This window comes from Streptomyces sp. NPDC058295 (genome assembly GCF_042880655.1).
GTDB classification, from domain to species: domain Bacteria; phylum Actinomycetota; class Actinomycetes; order Streptomycetales; family Streptomycetaceae; genus Streptomyces; species Streptomyces coriariae.
In genome coordinates this window covers 131,187-144,766 of sequence record NZ_JBHVYO010000024.1, presented here as the reverse complement: position 1 = coordinate 144,766, position 13,580 = coordinate 131,187, and the positions used below count along the sequence as shown (strand labels likewise).

The window sequence follows — 13,580 nt, the reverse complement described above, 5'->3', positions numbered from 1 at the left end:
GACGAGCATCGTCGGGGCCCCCGCCACCCGCGTCAGGAACACGGTCGCCGAGTGCGGCCCCTGACCCTTGGGGAGCACCTTCTTCCGCAGCTCCTCCGGCTCCACCGCCGACCCCCGCTTCTTCACGGTCAGGATCCCGACGCCCCGCTCCCGCAGCAGCGCCTTCAACTTCTTCACGTTGAAGGGGAGCCGGTCGGTGATCTCGTAGGCGGTGGCGTACGGGGTGGGGCGCAGGGTGTCGGCGGTGATGTAGGCGATGGTCTCGTCGATCAGCCCGCCGTCGAGCTCCCGGGCCACGTCGGCGACCAGATGGGCCCGGATGACGGCGCCGTCGGGCTCGTACAGATACCGCCCGACCGGCCGGACGTCCGGGTCGGGAAGCCCGGCGCCGAGCAGGGTCCGCGGCCCCGGGAGCAGGGTGGCCCGCACGGCCCCCGGCTCGGTGCCGAACCACAGCACCGCCTCCTTCACGTCCCCGCCGTCCGAGATCCACTCGGCCTCGGCCTCGGCCGGGATCGCCTCGTGCGGCACGCCCGGCGCGATCTTCAGGGCGGCGCGCGGGGCCGCGAGGGCGGCGCCGACCGCCCACGACAGGGGAGGCGAGTACGCCTCGGGATCGAAGATGCGCCCGCGGCCGCCCCGGCGCGCCGGATCGACGAACACGGCGTCGTAGCCACCGGTGTCCACCTCGGTGACGTCCGCCTCCCGCACCTCGATCAGCGCACTCAGCCCCAGCGCGTCGGCGTTCGCGCGCGCCACCTCCGCGGTGACCGGGTCCCGGTCCACCGCCAGCACCCGGATCCCGGCCCGGGCGAGCGCGATCGCGTCCCCGCCGATCCCGCAGCACAGGTCGGCGACCGAGGTCACGCCCAGTGCCTTCATCCGCTCGGCCCGGTACCCGGCGACACTCGCCCGCGTCGACTGCTCCACCCCGTTCGGCGTGAAGAACATCCGCTCCGCGTCCGCGGCCCCGAACTTCGCCGCCGCCCGCTGTCGCAGCCGGGCCTGGCCGAGCGCCGCGGACACCAGGTCGGCCGGGTGCTCGCGGCGCAGCCGGGTGGCGACGGCGAGCTCGTCGGCGGGAGCGGTGCCACGCACCAGGTCGAGGAGGGCACGGCCCTCGGCGGTGAGGAGGGGAGCGAGGTCGTTCACCACCTCATTGTCGACCAGCCGCCCGCGGCACCGGTCACCGCCCGCCGCCGGTCTCTTTGGGCCAGTCGGTGGACGGTGTGTCCTCGGCGGCGGTGTCGGACGGGGTTGCGGGGCGGTGACTGCGAGGATCCGGCGCCATGGGACCTGTCGTACAAGATGATGACAAGCGCGGCTGTTCTCGGGTGCCGCGTCGGCACGGGCCTGTCCGCCGGCGCGCGGGCGTCCGGAGCCTGATCGCCGTCCTCGCCCTGGCCACCATCGCCACGGGCTGCGCGGGAGGCGGCGAGGGCGCCGGCCGCGCGGCCAGCCCCGCGCCGGGCCAGCAGCCCCGGAAAGCGGGGCCGCCCCCCGCGGCGCCACCCGCCCGCGCCCTGCACTCGTACGCCTCCAGGCTCCGCGCCGCACACCGGGCCCGGGTCGCCGCGGCGAAGCACTGGGGTCTGAAGAAGGTCCCGCTGACACCCCCGGCGCCGCCCGCGGACAAGCCGGAGATCACCACCCGCAAGGGCTTCGAGGTCGACGACCACGAGGAACTCGGCCTCCCGCCGGTCTTCACCACGATCCCGACCAGGGACCGGGTCGTCTTCCTCACCATCGACGACGGAGCCGAGAAGGACCCGGCGTTCCTGCGCATGATGAGCGAGCTGAAGATCCCGTACACCGCCTTCCTCAGCGACTACCTGGTCAAGGACGACTACGGCTACTTCGAGAAGATGCAGGACCGGGGCGTGGGACTGAACAACCACACCCTGCACCACCCCTACCTGCCCGCCTTGTCCTACGCCCGCCAGAAGCGCGAGATCTGCGGCATGCAGAACGTGATCGAGAAGCGCTACGGCAAGCGCCCCACCCTCTTCCGGCCGCCTTTCGGCAACTACGACCAGGACACCCTGCGCGCCGCGAAGACCTGCGGCGTGCGCTACGCCCCGCTCTGGGCCGAGGAGGTCTTCGTCGACCACTGGGAGTACCGCGAGTGGGACCAGGACCTCCACCCCGGCGACATCGTCCTGAGCCACTTCCGCGGCCGCGGCGACTGGAAGGGCACAATGCCCGACATGGTCCGCCGGTTCCTGAACAAGGTCACGGCGAAGGGGTACGCGGTGGCACGGCTGGAGGACTACCTGTGAGGACGCGGGGTCTGCCGGCCGTACTGCTGATCCTGACGACCCTCACCACACTGGCGACCCTGGCGGGCTGCGCCCAGTCCGTCGACCCGATCGAACGGCTCGGCAAGAAGGCCGCCACCCGGGTCCGCCCGCACGGGCCGGCCGGGCAGGACGCGTACCGCCACTGGGGTCTGACGGCCCCGCTGGCCCCCGCGCCGCACCACCCCGCCCGCTCCCTGGCGGGCAGCCCGGGAGCGGCCTTCCCGCCGGTCGTCGACCACGTCCCGACCACCGACAAGGTCGTCTTCCTCACCTACGACGACGGCGCCGAGCGCGACCCCCGGTTCGTCGACATGGTCCGCGAGCTGCGTCTGCCGGTGAGCATGTTCCTGACGGACAGCGTGGTGGGCCCGGGCTACGCCCACTTCGCGCGCCTGCGGTCCGTCGGCGCGAACATCCAGAACCACACCCTGGACCACCCGGCCCTGCGCGGCCTGCCCTACGCCGGCCAGCGCGCCGAGATCTGCGGCCAGCAGGACAAGCTCCGCGCCCGCTTCGGCCTGCGCCCCCGCCTCTTCCGTCCGCCCTACGGCACCTACGACACCACCACCCGACGCGCCGCCGCCGACTGCGGCATCGCGGCCATCGTCCTGTGGCGCGCCTCGATGGGCCCCACCGATCTCACCTACCCGCACGGCCCCCACCGCCTCCACCCCGGCGACATCATCGCCGTCGCCCCGGACGAGTCGACGGGCCCGGGCCTACGGGAACGGACGACGCGCCTGCTGCGCCGGGTACAGGAGCAGGGCCTGACGGTGGGCCGCTTGGAGGACTACGTCTGAGGGTCCGCCTCACGGACTGCCCCGGGACCTCCCAGCACCGGCTGGATGCCTGACTCCCGGTGCAGGCCGGGGGTCTGTCTTCCAGCCCGTCCGGCGTTTGAGGACGAGGCCCGTTCAGGGCCGAAGCGGGGGTCTGGGGGCGGCAGCCCCCAGTACGGCGGCCCGCACCGACACCGGGCGACCAAGACCCTCACGCCCGCTGAAATCCGGCCGACGCGCCGCAGGCATTGGCACTCCGCTTGACCGAGTGCTAATCGCGGTCATAGTCTCAGTTCTGGCACTCCCCCCTGGAGAGTGCCAAACGCGACGGGCAGGTCCGGCACCCGCGACGACGGATCCACCTGGTCGCCACCTCAGACAGTTAGCCCCGTGAGATCTCCGAAGGGGGAGGTCGGATCGTGACGACCACCAGCTCCAAGGTTGCCATCAAGCCGCTCGAGGACCGCATTGTGGTCCAGCCGCTCGACGCCGAGCAGACCACGGCCTCTGGCCTGGTCATCCCGGACACCGCGAAGGAGAAGCCCCAGGAGGGCGCTGTCCTCGCGGTGGGCCCGGGTCGCTTCGAGAACGGCGAGCGCCTGCCGCTCGACGTCAAGGTCGGCGACGTAGTCCTGTACAGCAAGTACGGCGGCACCGAGGTGAAGTACAACGGCGAGGAGTACCTCGTCCTCTCGGCTCGCGACGTGCTCGCGATCATCGAGAAGTAATTCACCCAGTTTTGCAGTGAACTGCGCTCCTGGCCCCGCGACTTTGTGAAGCCGGGTGCTGGGGGCGCAGTTCGTTTCTCCCACGTTTTCCGAGAGGGCTGAACCGCTCCCATGGCGAAGATCCTGAAGTTCGACGAGGACGCCCGTCGCGCCCTCGAGCGCGGCGTCAACAAGCTTGCCGACACGGTCAAGGTGACGATCGGCCCCAAGGGCCGCAACGTCGTCATCGACAAGAAGTTCGGCGCCCCCACCATCACCAACGACGGTGTCACGATCGCCCGCGAGGTCGAGCTCGACGACCCGTACGAGAACCTCGGTGCCCAGCTGGTGAAGGAGGTGGCGACCAAGACCAACGACATCGCGGGTGACGGTACGACCACCGCCACCGTGCTCGCCCAGGCGCTCGTACGCGAGGGTCTGAAGAACGTTGCCGCGGGTGCCTCCCCGGCCGCCCTGAAGAAGGGCATCGACGCCGCCGTCAAGGCCATCTCCGACGAACTGCTGGCCACCGCCCGCCCGATCGAAGAGAAGTCCGACATCGCCGCCGTCGCCGCGCTGTCGGCCCAGGACCAGCAGGTCGGCGAGCTCATCGCCGAGGCGATGGACAAGGTCGGCAAGGACGGTGTCATCACCGTCGAGGAGTCCAACACCTTCGGTCTGGAGCTGGACTTCACCGAGGGCATGGCCTTCGACAAGGGCTACCTGTCGCCGTACTTCGTGACGGACCAGGAGCGCATGGAGGCCGTCCTCGAGGACCCCTACATCCTCATCAACCAGGGCAAGATCTCCTCGATCGCCGACCTGCTGCCGCTGCTGGAGAAGGTCATCCAGACCAACTCCTCGCGCCCGCTGCTGATCATCGCCGAGGACCTGGAGGGCGAGGCGCTCTCCACCCTCGTCGTCAACAAGATCCGCGGCACCTTCAACGCGGTCGCCGTGAAGGCCCCCGGCTTCGGTGACCGTCGCAAGGCGATGCTGCAGGACCTCGCGGTCCTCACCGGCGCCACCGTCATCTCCGAAGAGGTCGGCCTCAAGCTCGACCAGGTCGGCATCGACGTGCTCGGCTCCGCCCGCCGCGTCACCGTCACCAAGGACGACACCACGGTCGTCGACGGTGCCGGCGACTCCGCCGAGGTCCAGGGCCGGGTCGGCCAGATCAAGGCCGAGATCGAGAACACCGACTCCGACTGGGACCGCGAGAAGCTCCAGGAGCGCCTCGCGAAGCTGGCCGGCGGCGTGTGCGTGATCAAGGTCGGCGCCGCCACCGAGGTGGAGCTGAAGGAGAAGAAGCACCGTCTCGAGGACGCCATCTCCGCGACCCGCGCCGCGGTCGAGGAGGGCATCGTCTCCGGCGGTGGCTCCGCGCTCGTCCACGCCGCCAAGGTGCTCGAGGGCGGCCTCGGCAAGACCGGCGACGAGGCGACCGGTGTCGCCGTCGTCCGCCGCGCCGTCGTCGAGCCGCTGCGCTGGATCGCCGAGAACGCGGGCCTCGAGGGCTACGTCATCACCTCCAAGGTCGCCGAGCTCGACAAGGGCCAGGGCTTCAACGCCGCGACCGGCGAGTACGGCGACCTGGTCAAGGCCGGCGTCATCGACCCGGTCAAGGTCACCCGCTCCGCCCTGGAGAACGCCGCGTCCATCGCCTCCCTCCTCCTGACGACCGAGACCCTGGTCGTCGAGAAGAAGGAAGAGGAAGAGCCGGCCGCCGCGGGCCACTCGCACGGTCACTCCCACTGACGCAGCGCGTCGGCACACCGACCCGGGTCGACGGACACCGACCCAGGTCGCCGGCACGGCAGAGGCCCGGCACCCCGCGGACAAGGGGTGCCGGGCCTCCGCACGCAGGGACCCCGTGAGGCGCGGAGTGCTCGAAGAAGACCCCGTTCCGTTGCGGAACGGGGTCTTCTCCCTTCGCGGGCGTTCTCGCGGGCGTTCTTCACGGAGCCGGAGTCAGCGCTCCAACGCGTCCAGCGCCCCCAGCTGCTCCATCAGCCCCAGCCGGTCGTACTGCCACCAGGCCTCGACGATCTTCCCGTCCTCCCGGCACCGGAAGACGGTCGTGCCGGTCATGCCGACCTGCTTCCCGGTGGCCGGGATCCCCATGAAGTCACCCTTGTGGGTGCCGCTCCAGGTCCACCGGTTGCACACGCGGTCCCCCTGCTCGATCTGGTCCTCGAGGGAGAAGGCGAAGTCGAACCCGCCCCGCCACATCTCGACCTCCCGGCGCATCGCGTCCATCCCCATGGTGTCCTGCTCGTTGGCGGGATCGTGGTCGTGATACTCCTCGGCCAGCAGACCGTCGAGCGGCGGCAGTTCACCGCGCGTGCCGATCGCCTCGAAGAACCGCCGCGCCGTTCCGGCGTACAACTGCTCGTCCCGTACGACATCGAGATCCGTGAAGGTCGGCATCTCGTCGCACAGGGCCACCAGCTCCCGGAAGACCTTGTCGGTCTCGGGCAGGTTCGAGTTCCGCATCGCCTCCTCGTACGAAGGGAACTCCACGATCTCGATGAAGTGCGAGGCGTCCGAGCGGTCCTTGCCGACCACCGCGTGGGACGCGGTCCGCTTGCCCCTGGTCTGTTCGACCCAGGTGTCCATCAGCCGGTCCATCTCGTCGAACCGGCTGGTCTTGCAGTCGATGAGCTGTACGAACGTCATGACGCCGCCTCCGGCCCCCCTGGGTCCGGTCCCTGTCACACCCATTTTCCCACCGGAGCGCCGACGCCACCCGCCCACCGCCGGGCCCGCTACTGCGGCCCGTACTTCCGGCCCGTCCTCGAACTGATCCCGCCCAGCAGCGAGCGCGGCGTCACCTTCACCAGGCCCATCAGCGCCTTGTAGCGCGGATCGGGGATCGACAGCGACTTCCCGCGCGCCAGGTCGTGCAGCGCCGCCGCGACCAGCTTGTCCGCGTCCAGCCACATCCAGCCCGGGATGTTGTCCGTGCCCATCCCGGCCCGCTCATGGAACTCCGTGCGCACGAACCCCGGGCACAGCGCCATCAGCCGCACCCCGCTGCCCGCCAGGTCCTTAGCCGCGCCCTGGGTGAACTGCACGACCCACGCCTTGGACGCCCCGTACGTCCCGCGCGGCACGAAGGCGGCGACCGAGGCCACGTTGACCACACCCCCGCGCCCGCGCTCGCGCATCGCCGCCGTCGCTGCGGACGTCAGCCGCAGCACCGCCTCGCAGTGCACCTTGAGCATCTTCAGCTCGTCGGCCATGGACACATCGAGATAGCGGCCCTTGTTGCCGAAGCCGGCGTTGTTGATCAGCAGGTCGACGGGGTTCTTGCGGTCACCGAGCCGGGCGGCCACCGCCTCGATGCCCCCGTCCGTGGCGAGGTCGGCCGTCAGCACCTCCGCCTCGATGCCGTGCCGGTCGTGCAACTCGGTCGCCTGCTCGCGCAGCCGCTTGATGTCCCGTGCCACGAGGACGAGATCGTGCCCGTCCGCCGCCAGTCTGCGTGCGAACGCGGCACCGATGCCCGCGGTGGAACCCGTAATCAGAGCCGTTGTCATGGCAGAAGATTAGTGACCTGGAGTACGGGCGTCCGTTCTCTGCACGCGGCCTCCCGAAGGTGAAGACTCCGTGCGCACCCCCGCGCCCGCCGCGCCGCACCCCGCCCCAGGAAACCGACTCAGCTGATGCCGACTCAGCCCCCGCAACTTCTACCGGACTTGCCCCCGCACCCGCCCCCGCCCCTACCCCGGAGCAGCCCCCGGGCCCGGACCCGGACCTGCCCCGGGCCCCTCCAGGACCCGTCCGGTGGACGAGCGGCGGAGCTGCTGATCCGAGGCGCGGCCGTCGCCCCGGACTACTCCCCGGACCCGGACCCCGACGCCGACCCGGACGCCTCCCCGTCCCCGTACTTCGCCACGTACTCGCGGGCTGCCGCCAGTGACTCCGAGTGCAGTGCCTCGCCCGCCGCGAGCAGCCGGGGCAGCAGCTCCCGGTGCGTGGTGGCGGCCTGGAACTGCATCCTGGCCGTCACCTCGTGTTCCGGCAGGTGGACGATCCGTACCGGATCCCCCGTGCGGATCTCACCCGGCACCACGACCCGCAGATAGGCGCCCGTGGCGGCCTTCTCGGTGAATCGCCGCACCCACCGCTTCTCGCCCAGGTGGCCCTGGAAGGTGCGGCACGGTATCCGTCCGGACGTCACCTCCAGCACCACCTCGGGGCCGATCCGCCAGCGCTCGCCGATCCGCGCGCCGGAGACGTCGAGACCCGTGGTGGTGAGGTTCTCGCCGAACGCGCCGTTGGCCAGCGTCCGCCCCAGCTCGCGCTCCCAGTCGTCGAGGTCCTCGCGGGCGACGGCGTACACCGCCTGGTCGTCGCCGCCGTGGTGGCGCAGGTGGCATACGGCGTCCCCGGCCAGTCCGCTCGCCCCGACCCCCTTGGGGCCGGGCGCCGCGACCCGCACGGGCCCCTCGACCGGCCGCTTGTCGATCCCGGTCAGGCCCTGCGGCTGGTCGGTGTACGGCACGGCCTTCGGGCGGCCCAGATTGACAGACAGAAGCCTCATAGCGGCACGGTACGAGCCCGGGGGTCAAAGTGTCGACGCATTATTCGCGTGCCGCTCCAAGGCTCGCTTATGCTCGGCGAATGATCGAGGCCCGTCATCTCCGCGTCCTGCGTGCCGTGGCCGCCACCGGCTCCTTCTCGGCGGCCGGGCGCGAACTGGGCTGCACGCAGCCGGCCGTCAGCCAGCAGATGAAGGCGCTGGAGGCGTCCGTCGGCACACCCCTGCTGATCCGCAGCGGACGGGAGATGCGGCTGACCCAGGCGGGCGAGGCCCTCGTCCGGCACGCGGTCGGCATCCTGTCCGGACTGACCGCCGCCGAGGAGGAGGTCGCCGCCATCGCGGGACTGCGCGCCGGCCGGGTCCGTCTGGTGTCGTTCCCCAGCGGCAGCTCCACCCTCGTCCCGACCGCCCTCGCCGCCCTGCGCGCGGCCCACCCCGGCACCCGGGTCTCCCTGGAGGAGGCCGAGCCGCCGAAGTCGGTCGAGCTGCTCCGCGAGGGCGACTGCGACATCGCTCTCGCCTTCCGCTACGAACGCGCGACGGGCACCGGCGACGCCGAGCAGGCCGGCGAAGGCGAATGGGACGACCTGGTCGTACGGCCGCTGCTGACGGACCGGCTGGTCGCCCTCGTCCCCGAACGGCACCGCCTGGCGCGCACGGGGTCCTCGGGGTCCGTCGCCATCGGCGACCTCGCCGCCGAGCCGTGGATCGCGGGCTGTCCGCGCTGCCGAGGCCAGTTGGTCCAGGTGTGCGAGAGCGCCGGCTTCACGCCCCGCATCGACTTCGCGACCGACGACTATCCGGCGGTGGTCGGCCTGGTGGGCGCCGGCCTCGGCGTCGCCGTGCTGCCGCAGCTCGCGATCGAGTCCGTCCGGCCGCGTGGCGCCCGCGCGGTGACCCTGGAACCGGCGGTGCGGCGGGAGATCGTCGCGCTGACCCTGCCGGACCTGGCCCAGGTGCCGGCGGTGTCGGCCACGCTGGAGCAGCTGGGTCGGGCGGCGGCGAGCCTCGGCTGACGGCAACCGAAAACGGCGGGCACACGCGTGTGCCCGCCGTTTTCGGAACCTTTGCTTCACAGCGCTTTGCAGAAACGTTCCTTCATGTGTTCGAGGAAGCGTCTCTCGCGCCCGACGACGCCGAGACCAGGCGATTGCGCGCCCGGCCCATCAGCTCCTCGCGCTCGTCCTCGGTCAACCCGCCCCACACGCCGTACGGCTCACGTACCGCCAGCGCGTGCGCCGCACACTGCGCGCGGACCGGGCACCTCATGCAGACCTCCTTGGCCGAGTTCTCTCGAGCGCTCCGAGCCGCCCCGCGCTCACCCTCCGGATGGAAGAAGAGCGAACTGTCCACCCCGCGGCAGGCAGCCAGAAGCTGCCAGTCCCACAGGTCCGCGTTCGGTCCGGGAAGGCGGGAGAAATCTGCCATTGCGTGACCCCTTGTAGCCGTTCAGAGCGGATACGGTGCCCACGACCGTACAACTACGATCTAAGGAGATGAAAATATGACTCATTGCGAATCTAGCCTCAGACACCAGTAAAAGGGAAGAAATGGGGCCGAATGGGGCACTGCTTGTGATGAAAGCTTGAGGGTCCGTGTGGTTGCCTCCTCTGTATCCGCCCCCTCACGTAGAGTGCCGAAGAATGCATGCAGCCCCGTAACTCTTTCGAGTGACCATCGTTGAGAGTGCGGTGGCGGTTGAAAACACAAACGCTCGGGCAGGCGTCCGAGACGGTCGACCGCACAGGTGACGATTCGTAACAGCCTGGAGGCACAAGGTGACGCGCATCAGCTGCGGAGGGCGGCCATGACTTCCGTCCTCGTCTGCGACGACTCCCCGCTTGCCCGAGAGGCGCTCCGCCGCGCGGTCGCGACCGTGCCCGGCGTCGAGCGCGTGACGACGGCGGCCAACGGCGAGGAAGTCCTCCGCCGCTGGGGTGCCGACCGCTCGGACCTGATTCTGATGGACGTACGCATGCCCGGACTGGGCGGCGTCGAGACCGTGCGGCGGCTTTTGTCCGCCGACCCCGGAGCACGCATCATCATGCTGACCGTCGCGGAGGACCTCGACGGCGTCGCCCTCGCGGTGGCCGCCGGCGCTCGCGGCTATCTGCACAAGGACGCCTCGCGTGCGGAACTGCGGGCGACCGTCACGCAGGCGCTCGCCGACCCGACCTGGCGGCTCGCCCCGCGCCGGCTGCGCTCGGCCGAGATGGGCGCCGCGCCCACCCTCACCGCGCGTGAGATCCAGGTCCTCGAGGGCATGAGCCACGGCCGCTCCAACGCGGAGATCGGCCGTGAGCTGTTCCTCTCCGAGGACACCGTCAAGACGCACGCCCGCCGGCTCTTCAAGAAGCTCGGCGCCTCGGACCGCGCGCACGCGGTGGCGCTCGGCTTCCGGTGGGGACTGGTCCGTTAGGCCGCGTCCCCGCCTTCCCGTCCCCGCCGCCCGTCCGTGCGCCGGCCCGGCCCGGAGCGGGGCCGAGCGGGACGGGGCCTGGACCGGTTCGAGGCGGGGCGGCCCCCGGCCGTCCGGCGGAGCCGACCGGGTTCGGGTGACATCCGTCATTCAGTGAGGAGAGCGGGGTCATGGGTGAACCTCCCTGCTCAGACGCGGTGCGGAGGTCGAACGAGGACCCCTCCCACCGCACGGCGGACGAGGGCGGCACAGGCTCTCGCCGGGTGCCCGCTGCTCGTTTCGCCGCGGATGCCGCATCCTTGAGGTGTGGAGTTCCTCGGGGACGAGTCGGTCGAGCGGGAGGGGAGGGCGCAGGGGATGAGTTCCGGCGCACCTGCTCATAACGCTTCGGTGCACAACGATGGGCACGGTGCCGCGGCCGGTCCGGCCGCAGTGCACCATGGACCGATGCGCGATGACGAGGCGGTCACTGCCGTGGGGACGATCGGGTCGCTCGTCCATCGCGCCGTGGACGGCGACGAGCAGGCCACTCATGACCTGCTGGCCCATGTCCACCCCTTGGCGTTGCGCTACTGCCGCACCCGGCTGTCCCGGCTGCCCGGCGACGCGCGCCACTTCGTGGAGGATCTCGCGCAGGAAGTCTGTGTCGCGGTTCTTCTGGCGCTGCCCCGCTACCGGGACACCGGCAGGCCCTTCGAGGCCTTCGTCTTCGCCATCGCCGCGCACAAGGTCGCCGACCTCCAGCGCGCCGCGATGCGCCACCCGGGCTCGACGGCGGTCCCCTCCGACGAGATGCCCGAGCGGCCGGACGACTCACTCGGCCCCGAGGAGCGCGCCCTGCTCAGCAGCGATGCCGAGTGGGCCAAGAAGCTCATGGCCAACCTGCCCGAGAACCAGCGGGAGCTGCTCCTGCTGCGCATCGCCGTAGGCCTCACCGCCGAGGAGACCGGCCAGATGTTGGGAATGTCACCCGGGGCGGTCCGCGTGGCCCAGCACCGGGCACTGAGCAGACTGCGGGCGCTCGCCGAGCAGTAGCAGTCCGTAGCAGCCCCTTCGGAACAGGCGCCGATGAACAGGGCACCGACCGTTTCCGTACGAACATACGAAGCCCGGAGTCACACTCGACCGTGGAATTCGGGAGGTGCGCTTCCCGTTAGCATGGACATCCGCACCGATCAAGGCCATTTGGGGAAGGTGTCATGACTGCCAACGTCGACGGAGTGCCCGGAAAATTCGCGACCCTCGGGCTCACCTACGACGACGTGCTGCTGCTGCCGGGCCCGTCGGACATGGCTCCCGACGAGATCGACACCGCCTCGTACGTCTCCAAGAACGTGCGGGTGAACATCCCGCTGCTGTCCGCCGCCATGGACAAGGTCACCGAATCGCGCATGGCGATCGCGATGGCCCGCCAGGGCGGCGTCGGTGTTCTGCACCGCAACCTCTCCATCGAGGACCAGGCCAACCAGGTCGACCTGGTGAAGCGCTCCGAGTCCGGCATGGTGACCGACCCGATCACCATCCACCCGGAGGCCACGCTCGCCGAGGCCGACGCGCTGTGCGGCAAGTTCCGCATCAGCGGCGTCCCGGTCACCGACGGCAACAAGCGGCTGCTCGGCATCGTCACCAACCGCGACATGGCCTTCGAGACCGACCGCTCGCGCCGCGTGCACGAGGTCATGACGCCGATGCCGCTGGTCACCGGCAAGGTCGGCATCTCCGGCGCCGAGGCCATGGAGCTGCTGCGCAAGCACAAGATCGAGAAGCTTCCGCTGGTCGACGACGAGGGCGCTCTCAAGGGCCTCATCACGGTCAAGGACTTCGTCAAGGCGGAGAAGTACCCGCACGCCGCGAAGGACGGCGAGGGCCGGCTGCTGGTCGGCGCGGCCGTCGGCGTAGCCGGTGACTCCTTCGAGCGGGCCCAGGCCCTGATCGAGCGCGGCGTCGACTTCATCGTCGTGGACACCGCCCACGGCCACTCGCGGCTCGTCGGCGACATGATCGCCAAGATCAAGTCGAACCACACGCGGGTGGACGTCATCGGCGGCAACATCGCCACCCGTGACGGCGCCAAGTCCCTGGTGGACGCGGGCGCCGACGCCATCAAAGTCGGCGTCGGGCCGGGCTCCATCTGTACGACTCGCGTGGTCGCCGGCATCGGCGTCCCGCAGGTCACCGCCATCTACGAGGCCGCGCTCGCCGCCAAGGAGGCCGGTGTCCCGGTCATCGGCGACGGCGGCCTCCAGTACTCCGGCGACATCGCCAAGGCCCTGGTCGCGGGCGCCGACACGGTGATGCTGGGTTCGCTGCTCGCGGGCTGCGAGGAGTCGCCGGGCGAGCTGCTGTTCATCAACGGCAAGCAGTTCAAGTCCTACCGCGGCATGGGTTCCCTGGGTGCGATGCAGACCCGCGGCGAGCGCAAGTCGTTCTCCAAGGACCGCTACTTCCAGGAGGGCGTCGCCTCCGACGAGCAGCTGATCCCCGAGGGCATCGAGGGCCAGGTCCCCTACCGCGGCCCGCTGTCCTCCGTCGTCCACCAGCTGGTCGGCGGTCTGCGCCAGTCGATGTTCTACGTCGGCGGCCGGACCGTGCCGGAGCTCCAGGACAACGGCCGCTTCGTCCGGATCACGTCCGCGGGCCTGAAGGAGAGCCACCCGCACGACATCCAGATGACGGTCGAGGCGCCGAACTACAGCCGCAAGTGACCCTCACGCGCGCGTGAAGCGTTCGTAAGGCGTACCGAGGGCGGCCCCGGAGACTCCGGGGCCGCCCTTGTCGTACCCGTCGGCGATACTGGAAGACGCTGCAACGCATCAGGGAAAGGCC

The 13,580-nt window shown here is 70.7% G+C and carries 13 protein-coding genes; 8 read left to right on the top strand and 5 right to left on the bottom strand.

The window, feature by feature from the left end:
• Positions 1-1,152: methyltransferase domain-containing protein (locus ACFVYS_RS25385; protein ID WP_389505478.1), on the bottom strand; the 1,152-nt coding region annotated here is incomplete at its 3' end.
• A 137-nt stretch (positions 1,153-1,289) separates the two neighbouring features.
• On the opposite strand from ACFVYS_RS25385, the gene ACFVYS_RS25380 reads away from it, so the two are divergent.
• The 4 genes from ACFVYS_RS25380 to groL all read left to right on the top strand — a co-directional run bounded on the left by ACFVYS_RS25380 (position 1,290) and on the right by groL (position 5,544).
• Complete coding sequence (locus tag ACFVYS_RS25380; protein WP_389505476.1) at positions 1,290-2,279, top strand: polysaccharide deacetylase family protein; 990 nt, start codon at positions 1,290-1,292, stop codon at positions 2,277-2,279.
• Complete coding sequence (locus ACFVYS_RS25375; protein ID WP_389505474.1) at positions 2,276-3,100, top strand: polysaccharide deacetylase family protein; 825 nt, start codon at positions 2,276-2,278, stop codon at positions 3,098-3,100. The genes ACFVYS_RS25380 and ACFVYS_RS25375 overlap by 4 nt, the downstream gene beginning before the upstream one ends.
• A gap of 398 nt (positions 3,101-3,498) precedes the next feature.
• Positions 3,499-3,807: a co-chaperone GroES gene (groES, locus tag ACFVYS_RS25370; RefSeq protein WP_020132158.1), complete on the top strand. Its 309-nt coding sequence runs from the start codon at positions 3,499-3,501 to the stop codon at positions 3,805-3,807.
• A gap of 111 nt (positions 3,808-3,918) precedes the next feature.
• On the top strand, positions 3,919-5,544 hold the full coding sequence (gene groL / locus ACFVYS_RS25365; protein ID WP_389505472.1) for a chaperonin GroEL: 1,626 nt from the start codon (positions 3,919-3,921) through the stop codon (positions 5,542-5,544).
• A gap of 213 nt (positions 5,545-5,757) precedes the next feature.
• Here groL and ACFVYS_RS25360 read toward each other — a convergent pair whose 3' ends face one another.
• From ACFVYS_RS25360 to ACFVYS_RS25350, 3 genes are all read right to left on the bottom strand, one after another.
• Positions 5,758-6,465, bottom strand: coding sequence for an ester cyclase (locus tag ACFVYS_RS25360; RefSeq protein ID WP_389505471.1), 708 nt, complete (start codon positions 6,463-6,465; stop codon positions 5,758-5,760).
• A gap of 89 nt (positions 6,466-6,554) precedes the next feature.
• The gene (locus ACFVYS_RS25355; protein ID WP_020132155.1) at positions 6,555-7,328 is read right to left on the bottom strand and encodes an SDR family oxidoreductase; all 774 of its coding nucleotides are present in this window, start codon (positions 7,326-7,328) and stop codon (positions 6,555-6,557) included.
• A gap of 296 nt (positions 7,329-7,624) precedes the next feature.
• On the bottom strand, positions 7,625-8,335 hold the full coding sequence (locus ACFVYS_RS25350; protein WP_389505469.1) for an MOSC domain-containing protein: 711 nt from the start codon (positions 8,333-8,335) through the stop codon (positions 7,625-7,627).
• An 80-nt stretch (positions 8,336-8,415) separates the two neighbouring features.
• On the opposite strand from ACFVYS_RS25350, the gene ACFVYS_RS25345 reads away from it, so the two are divergent.
• On the top strand, positions 8,416-9,351 hold the full coding sequence (locus tag ACFVYS_RS25345) for a LysR family transcriptional regulator (RefSeq protein ID WP_389505467.1): 936 nt from the start codon (positions 8,416-8,418) through the stop codon (positions 9,349-9,351).
• An 82-nt stretch (positions 9,352-9,433) separates the two neighbouring features.
• On the opposite strand, the gene ACFVYS_RS25340 is transcribed toward ACFVYS_RS25345, so the two are convergent.
• Complete coding sequence (locus ACFVYS_RS25340) at positions 9,434-9,763, bottom strand: WhiB family transcriptional regulator (RefSeq protein WP_020132152.1); 330 nt, start codon at positions 9,761-9,763, stop codon at positions 9,434-9,436.
• 379 nt (positions 9,764-10,142) lie between these two features.
• Between ACFVYS_RS25340 and ACFVYS_RS25335 the strand changes: the two genes are divergently transcribed.
• The 3 genes from ACFVYS_RS25335 (at position 10,143) to guaB (ending at position 13,459) form a co-directional block, all read left to right on the top strand.
• Positions 10,143-10,754, top strand: coding sequence for a response regulator transcription factor (locus ACFVYS_RS25335; RefSeq protein ID WP_003948568.1), 612 nt, complete (start codon positions 10,143-10,145; stop codon positions 10,752-10,754).
• Positions 10,755-11,201: 447 nt separating this feature from the next.
• Entirely contained in the window at positions 11,202-11,789 is a 588-nt protein-coding gene (locus ACFVYS_RS25330) for a sigma-70 family RNA polymerase sigma factor (protein ID WP_028807228.1), read from the top strand.
• Between the two features lie 164 nt (positions 11,790-11,953).
• Complete coding sequence (gene guaB, locus ACFVYS_RS25325; RefSeq protein ID WP_389505465.1) at positions 11,954-13,459, top strand: IMP dehydrogenase; 1,506 nt, start codon at positions 11,954-11,956, stop codon at positions 13,457-13,459.
• The last annotated feature ends 121 nt before the right edge of the window (positions 13,460-13,580 follow it).

Coding starts and splice junctions, on each gene's coding strand:
- ACFVYS_RS25380 (WP_389505476.1), top strand. CDS start 1,290: ATGGGACCTGTCGTACAAGATGATGACAAGCGCGGCTGTTCTCGGGTG.
- groL (WP_389505472.1), top strand. CDS start 3,919: ATGGCGAAGATCCTGAAGTTCGACGAGGACGCCCGTCGCGCCCTCGAG.
- ACFVYS_RS25360 (WP_389505471.1), bottom strand. CDS start 6,465: ATGACGTTCGTACAGCTCATCGACTGCAAGACCAGCCGGTTCGACGAG.
- ACFVYS_RS25355 (WP_020132155.1), bottom strand. CDS start 7,328: ATGACAACGGCTCTGATTACGGGTTCCACCGCGGGCATCGGTGCCGCG.
- ACFVYS_RS25350 (WP_389505469.1), bottom strand. CDS start 8,335: ATGAGGCTTCTGTCTGTCAATCTGGGCCGCCCGAAGGCCGTGCCGTAC.
- ACFVYS_RS25345 (WP_389505467.1), top strand. CDS start 8,416: ATGATCGAGGCCCGTCATCTCCGCGTCCTGCGTGCCGTGGCCGCCACC.
- ACFVYS_RS25340 (WP_020132152.1), bottom strand. CDS start 9,763: ATGGCAGATTTCTCCCGCCTTCCCGGACCGAACGCGGACCTGTGGGAC.
- ACFVYS_RS25335 (WP_003948568.1), top strand. CDS start 10,143: ATGACTTCCGTCCTCGTCTGCGACGACTCCCCGCTTGCCCGAGAGGCG.
- ACFVYS_RS25330 (WP_028807228.1), top strand. CDS start 11,202: ATGCGCGATGACGAGGCGGTCACTGCCGTGGGGACGATCGGGTCGCTC.
- guaB (WP_389505465.1), top strand. CDS start 11,954: ATGACTGCCAACGTCGACGGAGTGCCCGGAAAATTCGCGACCCTCGGG.